The organism is Bifidobacterium saimiriisciurei (genome assembly GCF_010667655.1).
GTDB lineage: Bacteria > Actinomycetota > Actinomycetes > Actinomycetales > Bifidobacteriaceae > Galliscardovia > Galliscardovia saimiriisciurei.
The window spans coordinates 36843-54963 of record NZ_WHZU01000008.1 but is presented as its reverse complement, the minus strand read 5'-3'; the positions used below and the strand labels follow the sequence as shown (position 1 = coordinate 54963).

Below are 18121 nucleotides of genomic sequence, written 5' to 3'. Positions count from 1 at the left end.
ACGAACAGGAACCGAATATGCCCCATGCCGCGTGATGCGACATGGGGCATATTGCGTGGTTTCCCGCACCGATGTGATCGATGTGTTTTGCGGTGGCGTTCCGCCGTTCCTTACTTCGCAGCGGCGGCTGCGGCGGCCTCGCGGCGGGCGCGGGCCACGGCGTAGAGGCTGATGCCCGCGGCCACGGAGGCGTTGAGCGATTCGACCATCGACGTGATCGGGATGCCGGCGATGGAGTCGCAGGCCTCGCGGACCAGACGGCTCAGGCCCTTGCCCTCCGAGCCGAGCACCACGATGAGAGGATCGGTCTCGAAGTTGGTCTCGCCGACGAGCGCGTCGCCGCCACCGTCCAGACCGACGGCGTAGTAGCCGCGTTCCTTCAGGCTTTCGATGGCCTTGGTGAGGTTCACGACGCGGGCGACCGGCATATGCGCGGCGGCGCCGGCGGAAACCTTCCACGCGGCGGCCGTCACCGAGGCGGAGCGACGTTCCGGCAGAATCACGCCGTTGGCGCCGAACGCGGCGGCCGAACGGATGACGGCGCCGAGGTTCTGCGGATCGGTCACGCCATCGAGCGCGATGAACAGCGGGCGGGCCTTGATCTGCGCGGCGGGACCGGCGGCCTCCATGGCACGGGCCTTCTTGTCGGCGCGGTCGGCCAGCTCCTGCAGCGAATGATACTGGTACGGCATGGCCTTGAGCACCACGCCCTGATGATTGCTCGAACGCGCGATGCGGTCGATCTCCAGACGGTCGGCCTCGAGCAGATGCAGGCCGTGGGCACCCGCCAGACGCACGATCTCGCGCGTGCGGTCGTCGTGCTCGATGCGGGCCGCGATGTACAGTTCCTTCGCGGGAACGCCTACGCGCAGCGCCTCGAGCACCGAGTTGCGGCCGATGACCAGATCATCGGAATCCGAAGTGAACTTCGCCGCGCGACGCTTCGCCGCCAGACGAGGATCGGCCATCTTGCGGCGGTCGGCCGCCTTCTTGGCCCGGTATGCCTTGTGGTACACGCGGTCCTCGGCCTTGGGAGTGGGCCCATGCCCGCGCAGCTTATTACGATGTTTTCCGCCAGACCCCTTGGTCGGCCCTTTCTTCATAGCCATAGATTCCATTGTCCCACAAGGGGTTCCGTAGGATTCGGCGTTTGGCGTAGGGGTTCTGTGGGGTTTTCGCCGATCGGCGCGATGCCTTGAGCCGTTACGGGATTTCGCGGTTGCGGGCCTGCCGCCGGTTTTCCGTGCGGCCGATGGGATGTTTTGGCCGGCGTCAACGCCATTGTTGGCGCCGTGGTTTTGTTTATAATCCACGTTTTGAAGCGGCGCAATGGACAGGAATCGGCGGGTTGTCGTATTGCTTGACGCGCTGGATATGGTACGGCGGGAGCTTCTGGGCCATATGGCGCACGGCGGATGCCGCGTGATGCGGCAAAACGACAGAATCTGCATAACTGTCAGTCGTGTTGGATGTTGTCGGCCGATAGAATACCGGTAACCGCGCGTGCAGTATGGCGCGGGGAAGGTATCCGCACAATTTCGTGGGATGCGGGACGATACCGACGGAGCCGGCCGGCAACAGCGACGGCGGTCCGACGATGGTCCCGATTCCGGGGGATTGACTACTCTGCGGCGGAACCCAAAGGGGATATCATGACCGAGATCATGACGACCGAACGGACCGGCGCTCCGGCGCCGAACCAGACCGATGCGCCGAACGATGCGAAAACAACCGGGGCCAACGCCGATTTCCATGTGCCCGACGATCCGTCCTTGGCCACCGCGAACGATGTGGCCGCGGCGCTGCACACCGACATCGAACGGGGATTGGGCGCCGCCGAGGCCGCCCGACGATTGGAGAAGTTCGGGCCGAATCAGCTCGCGGGTGCGCCTCCCGTGCCCAGGTGGAGGAAGTTCCTCGCGCAGTTCAACGACCCGTTGGTGTACCTGCTGCTTGCGGCCACGGCTATTTCGCTGGTCGCATGGTTCATCGAGCGGGCGAGCAATCCCGCCGAGGCGGAGAAGCTGCCGTTCGACTGCATCGTCATCGTATTGATCCTCATCGTGAACGCCGTGCTCGGCTACGCGCAGGAGGCCAAGGCCGAGCAGGCGGTGGCCGCGCTCTCGCGCATGGCCGCCGCCCACGCCACCGTATTGCGCGACGGCGTGGCCGTGTCCGTGCCGACCTCCGACGTGGTGCCGGGCGACGTGGTGGTGCTCGCCGAAGGCGACACCGTGGCTGCGGACGGCCGGTTGTTCGCGGCCGCAGCGCTGCATGTGGCCGAGGCCTCGCTGACCGGCGAATCCGTGCCCGTGACCAAGAACGCGGGGACGTTGGCTGCGGCCGCAGCGTTAGGCGACCGGACGAACATGGTGTTCAACGGCACGTCGGTGACGCAGGGAACCGGCCGGTTCATCGTGACCGCCACCGGCATGAACACGCAGGTGGGCAAGATCGCCGGCATGCTCTCCGAACAGAAGGAGGAGCCGACGCCGCTGCAGAAGGAGATCGCGTTCGTCTCCAAGGTGCTCGGACTGGCGGTGTGCGCCATCGCCGTGCTCGTACTTGTGCTGCTGGCCGTCGTCTACGGCTTCAACTCCACGCAGGACATCATCGAATCGCTGCTGCTCGCCGTCTCACTGGCCGTGGCCGCCGTGCCCGAAGGCCTGGCGGCGATCCTCACTGTCGTGCTGGCGCTTGGCGTGCAGCGCATGGCCCGGCATCACGCCATCGTGAAGAAGCTCTCCTCGGTGGAGACGCTGGGGTCGGCGTCCGTCATCTGTTCCGACAAGACCGGTACGTTGACGCGCAACGAGATGACCGTGCAACGTGTGGTCACGCCCTCCGGCGAGGTATTGCTCACCGGCACCGGATACGAACCGGTCGGCGAGATGACCGATCTGAATGGTCGTGTTCTTTCTGCGGATGGTGCCGATGGCGCCAATGACACCGGCGACGATGCCGTGCGATTCGATGAGTCGGCGGCCGTGCTGCGTATCGGCGCCATCGCCAACAACGGGCAGCTGAACGACGATGGCAGCATCGTCGGCGACCCCACCGAGGTCGCGTTGATCGTGGGGGACAGGAAGATTCGTCGGAATGACGTGAGGGATTCCGAAAGCCTGGTTCGCGCGGCGGAGATTCCCTTCACCTCCGACCGCAAACGCATGACCGTTATCGCACCGGACGCGGATTCCGTCGGCGGCGCGAGCGGTCAGCTGACCGCATACGCCAAGGGCGCGCCGGACGTCCTGCTTTCGTACTGTTCGCGCATCGCGGTCGGGGGAGCGGTGCGGCCGCTTGCCGACGACGACCGCCGCCGAATCCTCGACGACGTCGAACGACTCTCCGGAGAGGCGTACCGCACGCTCGGCTCCGCATACCGGCCGTTGGGCGTGAACTCGCTTGAAGCCATCGACGGCGTTCAGCTGGATGGTTCCGGCGCGCTCGCCGTCGACATCGCCGACCAGGCGGACGTCATCGAACGCGACATGATATGGGCCGGTATGGTCGGCATCATCGACCCGCCGCGCACCGAGGTGCGCGACGCCGTGGCCGAAGCGCACGCGGCCGGCGTACGTACCGTCATGATCACCGGCGACCATCCGCTCACTGCGGCGCGCATCGCCAAGGACCTCGGCATCATCGACGAATCCGGCACCGCGCTGACCGGTGACGACCTCGACCGACTCGGACCGGAAGCATTCGACAAGGCCGTTCGCGACGTCTCCGTGTATGCACGAGTCGCCCCCGAACACAAGATGAAGATCGTCGACGCATTGCAGTCGCAAGGCGAGATCGTGGCCATGACCGGCGACGGCGTGAACGACGCCCCCGCCGTGAAATCCGCGGACATCGGCGTGGCCATGGGCATCACCGGCACCGAAGTGACCAAGGAATCCGCGAAGATGATCCTGACGGACGACAACTTCGCCACCATCGTGGCCGCCGTGCGGGAAGGCCGTTCCATCTTCGACAACATCCGCAAGTTCCTGCGGTACCTGCTCAGCTCCAACATGGGCGAAGTGCTCACCGTGTTCGGCGGCGTGCTGCTCGCCGGATTCCTCGGCATCAGCGAGCCGGGCGCGGAAAGCGTGACCGTGCCGCTGCTCGCCGTGCAGCTGCTGTGGATCAACCTGCTCACCGACGCCGCGCCCGCCATGGCCATGGGCGTCGACCCCTCCATCGAAAACGTGATGAACCGCAAGCCACGCAAGCCCGGCGACCGCGTGATCGACGCGCGAATGTGGAGCGACGTCATCGTCGTCGGCCTGCTCATGGCCGCCGTGACGCTCATCGGCATGGACCTGTACCTGCCCGGCGGACTGCTCACCGACGACTCGGCCATGGGCGCCACCCACGACGAGCAGATCGTGATGGCGCGCACCATAGGCTTCACCATCCTCGTGTTCGCGCAGCTGTTCAACGCGCTCGCCGCAAGGTCGGCCACGCAGACCGCGTTCAAGGGCATGTTCACGAACAAGTGGCTGTGGGGTGCGATCGCGCTGTCGGTGGCGTTGCAGCTCGTGGTCATCTATGTGCCGGCGCTGAACGTCGCCTTCGGCACCACGCCGCTCGATCCGCATCAGTGGCTCGAATGCCTCGGACTCGCCGCTTTCGTGCTCGTGGGCAGCGAACTCTACAAGCTCGTACTGCGTATGGTGTCGAGGCGTCACGTGTGAGTTTGTTGCATGTTGCGGCAACGCTACTAGAACGTTCACATCCTGTGGGATAATCGGTGGCAGTGTTAAACGGTTTCGATAGCCGCCGATAACGAAACAGAGGTGAACATATGGTCAGCATCCGTGATGTGGCGCGCAGGGCCGGTGTCTCGCACCAGACGGTATCGAACGCCATCAACTCCCCGGACATCGTCTCCGAATCCACGCGGGCCAAGATACAGGCGGCCATCAAGGAGCTTGGATACAAGCCGAACGCCTCGGCCCGGCGCCTGCGTTCCGGACGGTCGGACGTCGTGGCGGTCGGCATCGCGGCCGGCGCCCATCGCGCGCCGTCGCCGATCTTCGATGCGTTCCTGCATCTGCTTGCCGCCGAGGCCAACAACGACGGCAAGCAGATCATGCTGTACCCACGCATCGACGAGGCCGGCGAGCTCAGGCACATCGAAAGCCTGATGGAGCAGTCCGACGTCGATATGATCATCCTCAACGAGCTTGAGGTGGGCGACACCCGCCCGCAGTGGCTGATCGATCACAAGCAGCCGTTCGTGCTGTTCGGCCGCCCGTGGAACATCGACGAGGAGACCGCCGCGAAGATTCCGTGGGTGGATGTCGATGGTTATAGCGCCATCAAGGAAATGACGCATCGGCTGATCGACGCCGGGCGCCGGCGCATCGGCTACATCGGATGGAATTCCGGTACGGGCACCGCCATCAACCGTTACTCCGGCTGGCGTGACGCGCTTGACGAGGCTGGTCTGATTGCCGACGGCATGTATGAGGGTCAGCCGCTGGATTCATGGGCCATCGGCACCGTCGAGGCCATGCGTGCCGGCGAGGAGGCCGCGGCCGAGCTGTATAAGCGGCATCCGGGGCTCGACGCCATCGTCTGCCCGTCCGACAATCTTGCGGTCGGCGCGCTTTCCAGCATCAGCCACATCGTCAAGCATGCCGTGATCGACGGCAATCCCGACGTGAACATTCTTTCCCGCCCGGTATTGGTCACCGGATTCGACAATTCGGCGATCGCGAAGGCGTTCTCGTTCCCGTCGATCCAGCAGCCGCTCGACGTGGTGGCCAAGGAGTTGCTGCGCATGACCTGCGATATTCTCGACGGTCAGCCGGTGACGAGCGACGAGCGCTGGCACCGGCTGCTCAAGCCCGAGCTCTTCTGGCGCTCCTCGCCCTACGACGAGAAGTGATCAGTCGTTCACGTCCGCGCGGTAGAAGTTGATGTACGAACGGCTCGGGGTCGGGCCGCGCTGGCCCTGGTAGTGCGAGCCGAGCTTGCCGGAGCCGTACGGGTTGTCGGCGGGGGAGCTCAGCGAGAAGAAGCACATCTGGCCGATCTTCATGCCCGGCCACAGTTTCACGGGAAGCGTGCTTACATTCGAAAGCTCCAGCGTGATATGGCCCTCGAAGCCGGGGTCGATGAATCCAGCGGTGGAGTGGGTGAGGATGCCGAGGCGGCCGAGCGAGCTCTTGCCCTCAAGGCGGGCGGCGATGGAGGCGTCGAGCTTCACGTACTCCCAGGTGGAGCCGAGGATGAACTCGCCGGGGTGCAGGATCCACGGCTCGTCCGCCGGCACCTCGAACTGCTCGGTCAGGTCGCCCTGGTTCTCGGCCGGGTCCACATACGTGTACTTGTGGCTGTTGAACACGCGGAAGAAGCGGTCGAGACGCACATCCACCGACGCCGGCTGCACCATCTCCGGGGTCCACGGGTCGAGCGAGATATTGCCGTTCTCATGGGCGGCGAGGATGTCGTGGTCGCTAAGCAGCATGGTGCGTTCTCCTTACGCGTGTGTTCTTCCGTGCGCAATCATTGCGTGGCAGGCATGTTCCGTGCCCTAAGTCTAATGGACCGGCCCGAAACCTCGAAACCGCAGCGCCGTAGGTACTTCAGTCCTCCTCCGGCTCCATCTCCCAGACGGTGCTGATTACGTTCTGCGTGGCGGTGAGGTCGGCGTTGTGCTTGTGCGCGGCCATGACGAGGCACTGGATGGCCGCCAGCACATCGCATGCCAAACGCGACTGCTCGGCCACGCGCGCCTTGCGGCCGGGGCTCGTGACGATCAGGCCGTTCGCCTCCAGGTCTTCATACGCGTGCTTCACCGAATTCGCCGAAACGTCGAGGCTCTGCGCGAGCTGGCGGATGGACGGCAGCGGCGATCCCGCCTCCATCAGCCCGGAGCGAATCAGTCCCTCGAACCGCACGTATATCTGATTGAATACCGGTGTGGGGCTGCTGCGGTCTATGGCGAACGTCATCCGGTCCTCGATTCCAAACTGGCTGCTGTGGTGACTGTAACGAACTGTATCGCTTAAATAATACAGTCGAAAATCCGTTTCGTTGATATTTCAACGGTTCCGGTCGTCGATTCTCTCAGGGCAAATCGTGGGCACCCGTTGCGAGACAATGGATTCGAAACGTTATATGTCCGATTCAAATACTTATGGGTAAGTGTTTGTGAGTTCGTAGGAGGAAACATGGCCAAGATTCTGTTCATCGTCGGTTCTCTGCACAAGAACGGCTTCAACAAGCAGCTCGCCGAGGAAGCCAAGAAGCTCGTCGGCGACCGCGCCGAAGTCGAGTTCCTCGACTACACCAACGTCCCGTTCTTCAGCCAGGACGACGAGTACCCGGCCCCCGACGCCGTCTCCGCCGTGCGCCGCGAGGTCGTGCTCGCCGATGGCGTGTGGATCTTCTCCCCGGAGTACAACTACAGCTACCCGGGCGTGCTGAAGAACCTGCTCGACTGGCTGTCCCGCCCGCTGGAGCCGTTCCCGGCCGAATCCGCCTCCGTGCTCGCCGGCAAGAAGATCGCGCTGAGCTCCGTCGCCGGCCAGTCCGCCGGTGCCGGCACCCGCGGCAAGCTCACCGAGGTGCTCGGCTTCAACAAGGCCGAACTGCTTGACGACCAGGTCGGCGTCACGCTGGCTCCCGAAGCTTGGGGCACCGGCGAGCTCGGCCTCTCCGACGAGGACCGTGCCAAGCTCGGCGCTCAGGCCGACGCCTTCCTCAAGTTCATCGCCGAGTAATCCATATTCGGTGTCGAAACCACGAAAAGCCGTCCTTCGGGGCGGCTTTTCGTTTGTGGCTCTACTGCTTCATGATTTCATGATTCGAGGGATGTACTCTCCGTAGCCTTCCTCCTCCATGCGCTCCAACGGCACGAACCGCAGCGCGGCGGAATTCATGCAGTAGCGATGCCCGCCCAGTTCGGCCGGGCCATCGTCGAACACGTGGCCCAGATGGATCTGCGTTTCGGCCGTACGGATCTCGATGCGCGGCCGGCCCGGCACGCGGTCGTCCTCATGCTCGGTGACCAGATCGGCGCGCAGCGGCTTCGAGAACGCCGGCCAGCCGCAGCCGGAATCGAACTTGTCGGCCGACGAGAACAACGGCTCGCCGCTGACGACATCGACGTAGATGCCCGGCTCGAACGTATGGTCGTATTCGTTGACGAACGGCCGTTCGGTCGCCGCATGCTGCGTGACCGCGAACTGCTCCAGCGTCAGGTCCCAGATACGGTCCACATACTTCTGACGCCGGCGAACGTTGCGGATCTTCTCCAACGGGATATGGCAGTAGCCGCCCGGATTCTTCTCCAGATAATCCTGATGATGCTCCTCGGCGGGGTGGAAGTTGCGCAGCGGCTCGATGAGCACGGCCGGACGCTGCGGGATACGGTCGATGAGCTGCTCGATCGCGGCGATATACACCGTCTGCTGCGTCGAATCCGTAAAGAACATGCCCGTGCGGTACTGGCGGCCGGTGTCGTTGCCTTGCCTGTCGACGGAGAACGGGTCGATGACCTCCAAAAACAGCAGGCTCAGCGTGCGCAGCGTCACGCGGGACGGGTCGAACTCCACGCGAACCGTTTCCGCGGCGTCCGTCTCGCCCGAGCACACCTGCTCATACGTCGGATCGGGCGTATTCGACTGCGCATAGCCCACCGTCGTGGCCGTCACGCCGTCGACCTCCTGGAAATACCGTTCAAGGCCCCAGAAGCAGCCGCCGGCGAAATAGGCGGTCTGGGTGGCGGGAGCGGGCTCGGCCGAAGTGCCGCCTTCTGCGGCATGGCCCGCCATGCTTATACTGTGTTCGGTCGTACCGTGTTCGGTCATGTTCATCATGCTCACAGTGTATGACCGCAACGAGAACAATGAGCACGTCATAGAGAGACGCCGGGAAGAAGTCATGACGAATTTCAGAACACAGGCCATTCACGCCGGATACGAACCGAACGACGAACATGATCACGCGGCCGTGCCGCCGATCTACGCTTCCGCCGCCTTCAACCTCGGCGACGCCCTGCGCGGCGACGCCCTCGCCGCCGGCGAGCTCGACGGATTCGAATACTCCCGCGTGGCCAACCCCACCGTCGACGCGCTCGAACGCCGCGTCGCCGCCCTCGAGGGCGGCATCGGCGCCGTCGCCGTCGGTTCGGGCATGGCGGCCGTGACCTACGCGCTCATGTGCGCCGGCGAAGGCGGCGGACGCATCATCGCGCCCACCGATCTGTACGGCGCCAGCGTCGACGCGCTCGGCGACTTCCTGCCGCAGTTCGGCATCCACGCCGACTTCGTGAAGAACATCAACGACCTCGACGAGGTCGAATCGAAGATCGGCCCCGATACGCGCGCCATCTTCGCCGAAACCGTCGCCAACCCCTCCACCGAAGTCCTCGACATCGAGCCGCTGGCCGCGCTCGCGCACAAGCACGGCATCGCGGTGATCGTCGACAACACCGTGCCGACGCCCTACCTGCTGCGACCCATCGAATTCGGCGCCGACATCGTCGTGCACTCCACCACCAAGGGCATCACCGGCCACGGCAACGCCATCGGCGGCATCATCGTCGACGGCGGACATTTCGACTGGACGAACGGCCGCTTCCCCCAGTTCACCATGCGTCAGCAGGTCATCAGCGACGATCGTGCCGGCGAATGGCACAGCTTCGGCGAGAAATACGGTTCGGCCGCGTTCATCAAGCGCATCCGCATCAAGTATTTGCGCACGTTCGGCGCCGTGCAAAGCCCGTTCAACGCGTACCTGTCGCTCGTCGGCCTCGAAACGCTGCCGCAGCGCGTCTCGCAGCAGGTCGCCACGGCCACGCGCATCGCCGAACACCTCACGCATAACCCGCACGTGACGAAAGTCAATTACTCCGGCCTCGGCACCACGCCGCAGTATGAACTCGTGCGCAAATACTTCCCCAACGGCGTCGGCCAGATCATGTCGTTCCTCGTCGACGGCAGCCCCGACAACGTGCGACGTATCATCGACGGCACGAAACTGTTCTCCTACGTGCCCAACATCGGCGACGCGCGCTCGCTGATCGTGGACCCGGCGCACATCACCCACCGCGAGGTGCCGGCCGAGGCGCGTCGCGCCGCCGGCGTCACCGACAACATGCTGCGCCTGTCGATCGGTCTTGAGGACGTCGACGACCTGATTGCCGACCTCGATCAGGCCATCGCCGGCGCGTACTGACGTCGCGCCGGGCGGCCGGTACCGGAGGCGCGGCCGGCGCGGTTAGATCGCGAACGAATTAGGGCACGGACGATCAGGATGCGGCTGGTCAGCGCGATGCCATCAGATAATCGTGGTCATCCGCCTGACGGCCGATGATGATGGCCTTGGCATAGCCGTCGTATCGGCCGCCGGTCACGCACTTGGACGCGCCTTTCTCATCGAATTCCGCACGCTGCTCGAACGTGCGAAGAGGATCAATGCCGACGATCGACGCCTGTCCGTTCGCCACGTGAAGCACGATGTAGGCGGTATGACGGCGCTCGCCATCCGTTTTCTGGTCAAGGTGCTTGCGGAACGACGGTGAGATTTTTCCCGCCGCCTCCATCTGGTCGAGATGGTCGCTGAGCGCCTTGTCGAGGCCGGTGAGGTTGGAGTCGGTGTTATTGCCGGTGCTGCCGCCGGTGGCGTTGCGCTCGGCGATTTCGGCGCATCGCCGCCACAGTTCCACGGGAATGAACACGGGGAACCGCACGGTCGCATTCGCCGTCGGCTCGAACAATACGCGACGAATCTTGTCGTGGGCCGGATCGCCGTCCTGGTCGTAATTAGGCATCTTCAATGATTTGCCGCCGACCGCGGCGGCGATGTCCTTGCCGACCACGCCGATAAGGCCCTGATAGGGGTTCCTGGTTCTGCGCAATCCGTACCAGCGGTAGAACGATGCGCCGGCGACGACCGTGGTGATGATCGCCGGAATGCCGAAAAGCAGGGCCGGCATGATGGTGTCGAGGGCGATTCGGCCGTCATATTGCTCCAGCTGGAAGTAGAGGCCACCGATGGCGAACACCCAGCAGAACAATGCGAACTTGGTGTAGAACCAGGCCATATGCAGCTCCTCGCCCTTGGAATCCTTCTCGGCGTCGGCTCGGGGCTGGTCGGTGCCGGTCCATACGGTGGGCTGCCAGAGGGGCGGTTGCGCGGTTGCCAGCTGGGACTGGGGTTGCACTACGGCCGGTTGTGGTGGGAACGTAGCTTGGCCGGCCGGCGGCTGCGTTGCGATTGGCTGGCCGGTGGGCGGCGGACCCATATGCAGCTGTGGCTGCGGATACTGCTGAGGTTGCGGATACGGCTGTTGGGATGACTGGCCGGTGGTGATGGGCTGTGACAGGTCGGTCTGCGTCAGCTTGATGGCATCCTGCCATGAAGGGGCGGGGAATGAGGCGACGTTGTCGGTGTTGCTGTCGATGCCATCGAGGTCGCTGTCGGGAACGTTGCTTCTGGCAGCATTGATGTCGGGCCTGGCATTGTCGGCGGCGCTGTTGGCGCGGTCGAAGTCGTTGAACGGATGCGGGCTGGAATCGGTGCTCACGAGTCTCCTTCGGTCGTCATGACCTTCCTATGACCATTCTCCCGCGTGGCGTGATTTGTGATATGGCGGCTTCCCGCCGTTCCGTAATATTTCGCGTCGCGTTCATCGACCGTTCAGCATATGGGGGAGCGGTGAGGGCTTCAGGGGTGGATTCAAGGGTGTGCGTGCTCGTGGAACTTGGGCCATGGGAACTTGAATGATGGCGTTCATATACATCGAACGGAACACGATGCCGTTGCCTTTACGATTTTGTGCATGGTTGGTTGTTCGCGCATGGTCGGTTGAAAAACGAAAAAACCCGAATCGTTGGGATTCCAACGATTCGGGTTTTCAATCGTGCGATTAAAAGATAAATGAGATTTCTTTTTTTTTGGGGGGGGTCGATTATGCATTGGCGAGCAACGCATCATCGACGGCCTGACGGAGGAATTGACTGCGGGTTTCACCATTGCGCTTGGCCTTGGCGTCGATGGCGTTCACGCGTGACTTGGGCAGGCGGAACGAAATGGTCTCGAGCTCTTCGTCGTAGATGCGTGGACGCCCCGGAACAACCGGTCCCACTCCTTCCCAATTGCCGGATTCGTATTCTCCGGCCATGTGGTCGAGCTGCTCGTCGGTCACTCCGAACAGCTTGTTGATTTCCTCGCGGTTCATGATTTCCTCCTTGTGGCTCCGAGTTCCTTCATGGTCTTTTTCGTCGGTGGGGTCATTGCGTGATAGATCAGCCATTGGCCAGTGCTGTTGTGGACGGATACCATTTCCAGCAGACGTCCGTTGCCGTCCATGCCGATGGACACCCATGATCCGGTTCCGTCGTCCCGAGGCGCTGACAGCAGTACATTGTTCCAAGCCTCCAGAACGTCTTCCTCGCTAATGTCCGGATGACGTTCATGTACGCGTGGATGGACGATGGTGTTTTCCATATGCGCAGGCCTCCATGCATTTTTGTAATACAAAATTGTATTGCAAAAATATTCTTCTGTCTATACATGGAGGACGTGGGGCGGATTATAGGACAGACTTGGGCGACGTCGTAGCGGCGGGTGTGCTTAAAAACGAAAAAACCCGAATCGTTGGGATTCCAACGATTCGGGTTTTCAATCGTGCGAGCGGGGGGAGTTGAACCCCCACGAGCATACACTCACTGCCACCTGAAGACAGCGCGTCTACCATTCCGCCACGCTCGCAGACAAGTGATTAATTTAGCACTGCGGTTTTGAATATGCCAAATCAGGTGTGTCTTCGGCGTGTCGTGGAAGGGAAGCCGGACGATGAACCGGGAGCGTGTGCGGAGGGAGTTGAACCCTCCGCGAAAATCGAGCCCTGCGACTCAGCGCACGGGGTGGCCGGAGGCGGCTTCGAAGTGGTACTTGGCACATCCGAGACCGACGTGGGCGAACAGGCCCTCGGTCGCCTCGGCGCTCACCGAACCGTCCTCGTGCAGCGTGAACAGGAACGGCTGCTGGCTCAGCGACGTGGGCGCAAGCATGGCCGCCTCCATGCCGCTGCGGAACCAGTCGGGCATCTCCGTGCCCTCGGGGATGCGGCTGAGCTCCTCGATCGGCTTGGTGCGGTGCTTTCCGCCCGGGCGCGCGCCATGGCCGAACGCCAGCACCCACACGATCTTCTCGTCGGGGCCGAGCCGCCACCAGGCGTCGGGCGCCGCATCGGCGTTGTCGAGCACCGACCACGAGGTTTCCAATCCCAGCTGCACGAGCTTCAGGACCAGGCGCTCGCCGTAGTAGCCGACCTTCTCCTGCAGCGCGATCTCGCCGGGATCGGTGGCCGCCTCGTCGGCGGTGCCCTCCTTGACCCAGCCGGCGGTGGCGCCTTCGGCCGGCGGCACCGGCGCGCCGACCAGCGCGATCGCGTTGTGCACGCCCTTGAACCGGCCATAATGCGTCTTCAGCCCGAGGAACGCGTCGTCCAGATCATGGGCCATCTGGAAGTGCAGGCCGCTTTCGGCATTGCAGGCGTCGATTTCGTTCTGTACTGCGGCCAGCGTTTCGGCGTCGACCGCCTCGTCGGTGTACATGCGGATGGCGTGACGCGCCTCCATCGCTTCGAGCAGGTCCATGAGTTCTCCTTCTGTTCCCCAAAACCATACGGGTGACGAAATACGTGACGATTACGTGTGCCGGCTCCCATCGTAGGCGGTGGCTGGGAACCGGCGCTAAGCAACGGTCAGCCGCGGGAGCCGTTGGCGTAGAAGCGGGCGAGCGTCTCGCGCTTGAACTCGTCGAAATAGCCGCCGTCGATCGAGGCGCGGATGTCGTCGAGCAGCTTCACGAAGAAGCGCTCGTTGTGAATCGTGGCCAGCGTGCAGCCGCTCATCTCGCGCGCCTTGAGCAGATGATGCAGGTACGCGCGCGAATAATGCGTGCACGTGTAGCAGTCGCAGCCTTCCTCAAGCGGCCGGAAGTCGCGCTTCAGCGCGGTGCGCAGCACGTTCCAGCGGCCGTCGCGCGTGTAGATCGCGCCGTTGCGGGCCGTGCGTGCGGGCGCCACGCAGTCGAACGTGTCGCCGCCGTTCTCCACGCCCGCGAAGATGTCGTCCACCGCGGCGATGCCCAAGACGTGGCGCGGCCGCAGCTCCGGCATCTCGTCGCAGATCCACGCGCAGATGTTGCCGAGGATGTTCTTTTCGATGGCGCCGCCGATGCCGACGCCGTCGAAGTCGAGCGAGGCGATCTGCTGTGCCGCGTGACGGCGCAGGTCCTCGTAGTTCGCGCCCTGCACCACGCCGAACAGCGCCTGATACGGCTTGCCGAGACGTTCGGCCGTGAGCCGCTGGTGCTCGGCGACGCAGCGCTTCGCCCAACGGAACGTGCGCTCGACCGACTGCTCCTGGTACGAGCGCGTGTTCATCAGCGTGGTCAGCTCGTCGAACGAGAACATGATGTCGGCGCCGATCTTGTGCTGGATGCCCATCGAGATCTCGGCGGAGAAACGGTGGATGTCGCCGTTGAGCGGCGATTTGAACGTGACGCCGTCCTCGTCCACGAACGCGAGACGTTCCTTGCCCTTGGCGATGATGTCGTCGGATTTGAGCCCCGTGACGTCCATGGCCAGCGTCTTCTTGAATCCGACGCCGAGCGACATGACCTGGAAGCCGCCGGAATCGGTGAACGTGGGGCCATGCCAGTTCATGAACTTGCCGAGGCCGCCGGCCGCGTCGATGATGTCCTCGCCGGGACGTTCGAATAGATGGAACGCGTTGGCGAGTGTGCACTGCGCGCCGAGGTCCACAAGCTGTTCGGGCAGCATGGCCTTCATCGTGGCCTGCGTGGCGACCGGCACGAACGCCGGGGTTTTGATGTCGCCGTGAGGCGTATGGATGATGCCGCTGCGCCCGTGGCGGAATCCGCCTCGGCCGAGGCCGTCGGCGGTGGGGTCGAGACGGCGGGTGATCTCGAAGCCGAATGCGCCGCGGTCCCCGGGCTTGCCTTCGGCGGCGCCGCGCGGATGCTCCACAAGGTCGATGGTGGTGTTGGTGGGGTCTGTCACGTCAGTCATACGTACAACTCTAAGCGAAGGGATAATCCGCCATGTGGGAAATATGGGCGAGTCGGGAGAGTATTCGGCAATATCTTTCAAGGAACATTCAGGAAACTTCCAGAGGGGAAGTCTTAACTCTTAGATAGTTCAGGAATCATCGAGTACATGGGCGTCCAGCTCCATGTAGCGAACAAGGAGTGACAATGGCTGAAAACAACAACGTTCCCGCATGGGATCCTCAGCAGCCGGATTCGGGCCGTAGGCCCGACGCCGCATTGCACGATCCGCTGCTGGCGCAGACCGAGGCCCCGACCTCCGAGCAGGAGACGGAATCCATCACGCCGGTCGAGCGCAACAACGAGCAGCCGACCGAGGCTTTGCCGGTCGCCGACGCCGGCGCGGCAGCGGGCGCCGAGCAGGGTGCCGCCGCCTCGGGTGCCGAGACCTCCGCGCCCCCCGCCGCCGATGCCCAGCCCACGCAGGCGTTCCCCGCACCGACCTCGGCCCCGGTCACGCCGGCGGTGCCCTCGCCGTTCGGCGCCACGCCCGCCCAGCCGACGACCCCGGCACAGACTTCGCAGACCTCCTCGGCCGGCTACCAGTCCGCGCCGCAGTACGGCGCCTACGGCCAGCCGCAGCAGTCCGGCGGCGCGCAGCAGCCGACGCAGCCCAACGGCCAGCCGCTGTACCGTCCGGCGCCCGAATACGGCGCCTACGGCCCGGTGCCCACGCAGAACCAGCAGCCCAACGCCGACGCCAATGGCAACGGCGGCGCGGCAGGCAGTGGCAACGGAAACGGCGGCAATGGCGGCGGCTCCCCGTTCAACCCGTTCCGCAATCCCAACCAGCAGCCGAACGGCGGCAATAATGGCGGCAACGGCAACGGCAACGGCGGTCCGCTTCCGTCGAATCCGAACGGTGGCAACGCCCGTGGCATCTCCCCGGTCCTCACCGCCGTGGTCGCGGCGGTCGTGGCCGTGGCTGTCAGCCTCGGCCTCGGCTTCGCGGCCCTGACCGGCGGCTGGGTCTCCCTGCCCACGTCGTCGTCCATGTCGTCGCTCAGCTCCGGCTCCGGTTCCGGCAGCGCCAAGGCCGAATCCGGCCAGGCCGTCGACTGGACGTCCGTCGCCAAGAAGGTCTCCGGTTCCGTCGTCGCCATCCAGACGCAGATCCAGTCCGGCGGCCAGACCGGCACCGCCAAGGGATCGGGCGCCATCATCTCCAAGGACGGCGACATCGTGACCAACAACCACGTCGTCTCCGGCGCCACGCAGATCCAGGTCACGCTCTCCGACGGCTCGCTCTACACGGCCAAGCTCGTCGGCACCGACGTCACCACCGATCTGGCGGTCATCAGGCTGCAGAACGCCCCGAGCGACCTCACCGTCGCCGAGTTCGCCGACTCCGACGAACTGGCCGTCGGCGAGAACGTCATGGCCATCGGCAACCCGCTCGGCTACGAGAACACCGCCACCACCGGCATCGTCTCCGCACTGAACCGTCCCGTCACCGTGATGGATGACGACAACAACGAGATCGTGACCAACGCCGTGCAGCTCGACGCCGCCATCAACCCCGGCAACTCCGGCGGCCCGACGTTCAACGGCGCCGGCCAGATCATCGGCATCAACTCCTCGATCGCCACGTCGTCGTCGAGCTCCAGCTCGTCGTCGTCCAGCGGCTCCATCGGCATCGGCTTCGCCATCCCATCCAACCTCGTCAAGCGCGTGACCAACGAGATCATCAAGAACGGCAAGGTCAAGCACGTGGCGCTCGGCGTCACCGTCAAGACCGACACCGCCGAGGCGGACGGCGTCACCCGCGCCGGCAGCGCCGTGCAGAGCGTCGTCTCCGGCGGCCCGGCCGAGAAGGCCGGCGTCAAGAAGGGCGACGTGATCGTCGGATACAACGGCAAGACCGTCGGTTCCAACGCCTCGCTGCTCGGATACGTCCGCGCCACGGCCCTCAATGACACCGTCAAGCTCACGGTCGTCCGCGACGGCAAGACCATCGAACTGTCCGTCACGATGAACAAGGAGGAAAGCGCGGTCAACGGCTCGAACCGCTCCGAATCCAACGGCTACAGCAACAACAACCAGAACAACAACGGAAACTCCGACAACAACGGCAATTCCGACAACGGAAACTCCGACAACGGAGGAAGCGGCAGCGATCCGTTCAACTTCGGATGGTGATGAGCCATCGTTGATGTGAGCATCAGCTGATGCGACAACGGCCCGGCAGGCGACTGCCCGGGCCGTTTTTCGTGCCGTCGCAATCGCGTTTACGGCCGACGCCGGCGTGTCCACCGGCCGGCCGCTGGTATGGTGGCTACCGAAATAATTGAATATCGAAATCTTTACGCCGTGTATCACAACGGCGGCCAGGGCCTTCGGCCGGCCGCACGTTGGGGTGGGTTAACAAGGCGTGATTATTGCAGCGCCGACAGCGCGCAATCACGTCCTACCCGATTCGATATCCATCGAGATCATCGATACGCGGCATATCGCGGAAATCTCCGCGCATACGCTCCCGGCTGGGATGTGGCTGCGACACTGACGTCGGCCCCCTACAACCAGCATAAGGAGCATCTGATGAACATGACCATCGGGAAACTCGGTGAAAAACTCAACGAAAAACCCATCGGGGAATCCAACATCATCGTTCGTGCCGTTCGCGCGTGCGGCCGCATCTGCCGGCAGGTGCCGTTGCTGCCGATAACCATACTTTCCGCATTCGTCGTGGCCGGACTGTGGGACTGGCGGCCGTGGGGGAGGCCGTTCTGGGTGGTCGACCCGAGCGTGGGGCAGTGGCTGGTCATCGTGCTGGTCGTGTATACGGTCGTCGACACGTTGCGAGGCATGATTGACGACATTCGGCACGGTCATGTGGGCGTGGACGTGCTCGCCGTCGTCGCGATTCTTTCCACCCTGGCCGTGCAGGAGTATTGGGCGAGCTGGGCCGTGGTGCTGATGATCAGTTCCGGCGAGGCCATCGAGGAGTATGCGCAGGCCAAGGCCGAAGGGAATCTGACCGCGTTGATGGAGGCGGCGCCGCAGACCGCGCACGTGGTGAATCTGCCGGGCGTGGGCG

Annotated in this window: 14 protein-coding genes, 1 tRNA gene and 1 pseudogene; 6 read left to right on the top strand and 10 right to left on the bottom strand. The window is 63.9% G+C overall.

The genetic code is table 11. The features are described 5' to 3' along the window. Positions 1 to 110 precede the first annotated feature (110 nt). Positions 111 to 1109 (bottom strand): 23S rRNA (guanosine(2251)-2'-O)-methyltransferase RlmB, encoded by a 999-nt coding sequence (gene rlmB / locus GFD18_RS06120; protein WP_100510336.1) that lies wholly within the window; start codon positions 1107 to 1109, stop codon positions 111 to 113. Positions 1110 to 1652: 543 nt separating this feature from the next. Here rlmB and GFD18_RS06115 point away from each other — a divergent pair. After that, positions 1653 to 4682, top strand: coding sequence for a cation-translocating P-type ATPase (locus tag GFD18_RS06115; protein ID WP_225432927.1), 3030 nt, complete (start codon positions 1653 to 1655; stop codon positions 4680 to 4682). A 110-nt stretch (positions 4683 to 4792) separates the two neighbouring features. After that, a complete protein-coding gene (locus GFD18_RS06110; protein WP_163198769.1) occupies positions 4793 to 5881 on the top strand; it encodes a LacI family DNA-binding transcriptional regulator in 1089 nt (362 codons plus the stop codon). Here the strand turns inward: GFD18_RS06110 and dcd are convergent, their stop codons facing one another. Next, positions 5882 to 6463: a dCTP deaminase gene (dcd, locus tag GFD18_RS06105; RefSeq protein WP_100510334.1), complete on the bottom strand. Its 582-nt coding sequence runs from the start codon at positions 6461 to 6463 to the stop codon at positions 5882 to 5884. Between the two features lie 118 nt (positions 6464 to 6581). After that, positions 6582 to 6950, bottom strand: coding sequence for a GntR family transcriptional regulator (locus GFD18_RS06100; protein WP_163198767.1), 369 nt, complete (start codon positions 6948 to 6950; stop codon positions 6582 to 6584). A gap of 219 nt (positions 6951 to 7169) precedes the next feature. On the opposite strand from GFD18_RS06100, the gene GFD18_RS06095 reads away from it, so the two are divergent. After that, complete coding sequence (locus GFD18_RS06095) at positions 7170 to 7721, top strand: NADPH-dependent FMN reductase (protein WP_163198764.1); 552 nt, start codon at positions 7170 to 7172, stop codon at positions 7719 to 7721. A 69-nt stretch (positions 7722 to 7790) separates the two neighbouring features. Here GFD18_RS06095 and msrB read toward each other — a convergent pair whose 3' ends face one another. Next, a complete protein-coding gene (gene msrB / locus GFD18_RS06090) occupies positions 7791 to 8774 on the bottom strand; it encodes a peptide-methionine (R)-S-oxide reductase MsrB (RefSeq protein WP_225432931.1) in 984 nt (327 codons plus the stop codon). A gap of 109 nt (positions 8775 to 8883) precedes the next feature. Between msrB and GFD18_RS06085 the strand changes: the two genes are divergently transcribed. Continuing rightward, positions 8884 to 10179 carry an O-acetylhomoserine aminocarboxypropyltransferase/cysteine synthase family protein gene (locus GFD18_RS06085; protein ID WP_163198760.1) on the top strand — a complete coding sequence of 432 codons (1296 nt, stop codon included), beginning with the start codon at positions 8884 to 8886 and terminating at the stop codon, positions 10177 to 10179. 88 nt (positions 10180 to 10267) lie between these two features. Here the strand turns inward: GFD18_RS06085 and GFD18_RS06080 are convergent, their stop codons facing one another. The 6 genes from GFD18_RS06080 to tgt form a co-directional block, all read right to left on the bottom strand. Further along, positions 10268 to 11530, bottom strand: a complete 1263-nt coding sequence (locus GFD18_RS06080) for a hypothetical protein (protein ID WP_163198758.1) — start codon at positions 11528 to 11530, stop codon at positions 10268 to 10270. Between the two features lie 384 nt (positions 11531 to 11914). Further along, positions 11915 to 12184: a ribbon-helix-helix protein, CopG family gene (locus tag GFD18_RS06075; protein ID WP_163198755.1), complete on the bottom strand. Its 270-nt coding sequence runs from the start codon at positions 12182 to 12184 to the stop codon at positions 11915 to 11917. Then, complete coding sequence (locus tag GFD18_RS06070; protein WP_163198752.1) at positions 12181 to 12453, bottom strand: hypothetical protein; 273 nt, start codon at positions 12451 to 12453, stop codon at positions 12181 to 12183. The genes GFD18_RS06075 and GFD18_RS06070 overlap by 4 nt, the downstream gene beginning before the upstream one ends. A 181-nt stretch (positions 12454 to 12634) precedes the next feature. Then, positions 12635 to 12717 (bottom strand) — tRNA-Leu (locus GFD18_RS06065). A gap of 143 nt (positions 12718 to 12860) precedes the next feature. Further along, positions 12861 to 13607, bottom strand: a complete 747-nt coding sequence (locus GFD18_RS06060) for a nitroreductase family protein (RefSeq protein ID WP_163198749.1) — start codon at positions 13605 to 13607, stop codon at positions 12861 to 12863. 107 nt (positions 13608 to 13714) lie between these two features. Next, positions 13715 to 15046: a tRNA guanosine(34) transglycosylase Tgt gene (gene tgt, locus GFD18_RS06055; RefSeq protein ID WP_163198746.1), complete on the bottom strand. Its 1332-nt coding sequence runs from the start codon at positions 15044 to 15046 to the stop codon at positions 13715 to 13717. 185 nt (positions 15047 to 15231) lie between these two features. On the opposite strand from tgt, the gene GFD18_RS06050 reads away from it, so the two are divergent. Next, positions 15232 to 17223 (top strand): S1C family serine protease, encoded by a 1992-nt coding sequence (locus tag GFD18_RS06050; protein WP_163198743.1) that lies wholly within the window; start codon positions 15232 to 15234, stop codon positions 17221 to 17223. A gap of 465 nt (positions 17224 to 17688) precedes the next feature. Then, positions 17689 to 18120 (top strand): annotated as a pseudogene (locus GFD18_RS11400) (heavy metal translocating P-type ATPase); the annotation flags it as partial. Position 18121: the final 1 nt, after the last annotated feature.

What these genes read in the sequence shown, in the direction of transcription:
- GFD18_RS06100 (WP_163198767.1), bottom strand. Translation starts at nt 6,950, where the DNA reads ATGACGTTCGCCATAGACCGCAGCAGCCCCACACCGGTATTCAATCAG.
- GFD18_RS06110 (WP_163198769.1), top strand. Translation starts at nt 4,793, where the DNA reads ATGGTCAGCATCCGTGATGTGGCGCGCAGGGCCGGTGTCTCGCACCAG.
- dcd (WP_100510334.1), bottom strand. Translation starts at nt 6,463, where the DNA reads ATGCTGCTTAGCGACCACGACATCCTCGCCGCCCATGAGAACGGCAAT.
- rlmB (WP_100510336.1), bottom strand. Translation starts at nt 1,109, where the DNA reads ATGGCTATGAAGAAAGGGCCGACCAAGGGGTCTGGCGGAAAACATCGT.
- tgt (WP_163198746.1), bottom strand. Translation starts at nt 15,046, where the DNA reads ATGACTGACGTGACAGACCCCACCAACACCACCATCGACCTTGTGGAG.
- GFD18_RS06050 (WP_163198743.1), top strand. Translation starts at nt 15,232, where the DNA reads ATGGCTGAAAACAACAACGTTCCCGCATGGGATCCTCAGCAGCCGGAT.
- GFD18_RS06095 (WP_163198764.1), top strand. Translation starts at nt 7,170, where the DNA reads ATGGCCAAGATTCTGTTCATCGTCGGTTCTCTGCACAAGAACGGCTTC.
- msrB (WP_225432931.1), bottom strand. Translation starts at nt 8,774, where the DNA reads ATGGCGGGCCATGCCGCAGAAGGCGGCACTTCGGCCGAGCCCGCTCCC.
- GFD18_RS06115 (WP_225432927.1), top strand. Translation starts at nt 1,653, where the DNA reads ATGACCGAGATCATGACGACCGAACGGACCGGCGCTCCGGCGCCGAAC.
- GFD18_RS06085 (WP_163198760.1), top strand. Translation starts at nt 8,884, where the DNA reads ATGACGAATTTCAGAACACAGGCCATTCACGCCGGATACGAACCGAAC.
- GFD18_RS06075 (WP_163198755.1), bottom strand. Translation starts at nt 12,184, where the DNA reads ATGAACCGCGAGGAAATCAACAAGCTGTTCGGAGTGACCGACGAGCAG.
- GFD18_RS06070 (WP_163198752.1), bottom strand. Translation starts at nt 12,453, where the DNA reads ATGGAAAACACCATCGTCCATCCACGCGTACATGAACGTCATCCGGAC.
- GFD18_RS06060 (WP_163198749.1), bottom strand. Translation starts at nt 13,607, where the DNA reads ATGGACCTGCTCGAAGCGATGGAGGCGCGTCACGCCATCCGCATGTAC.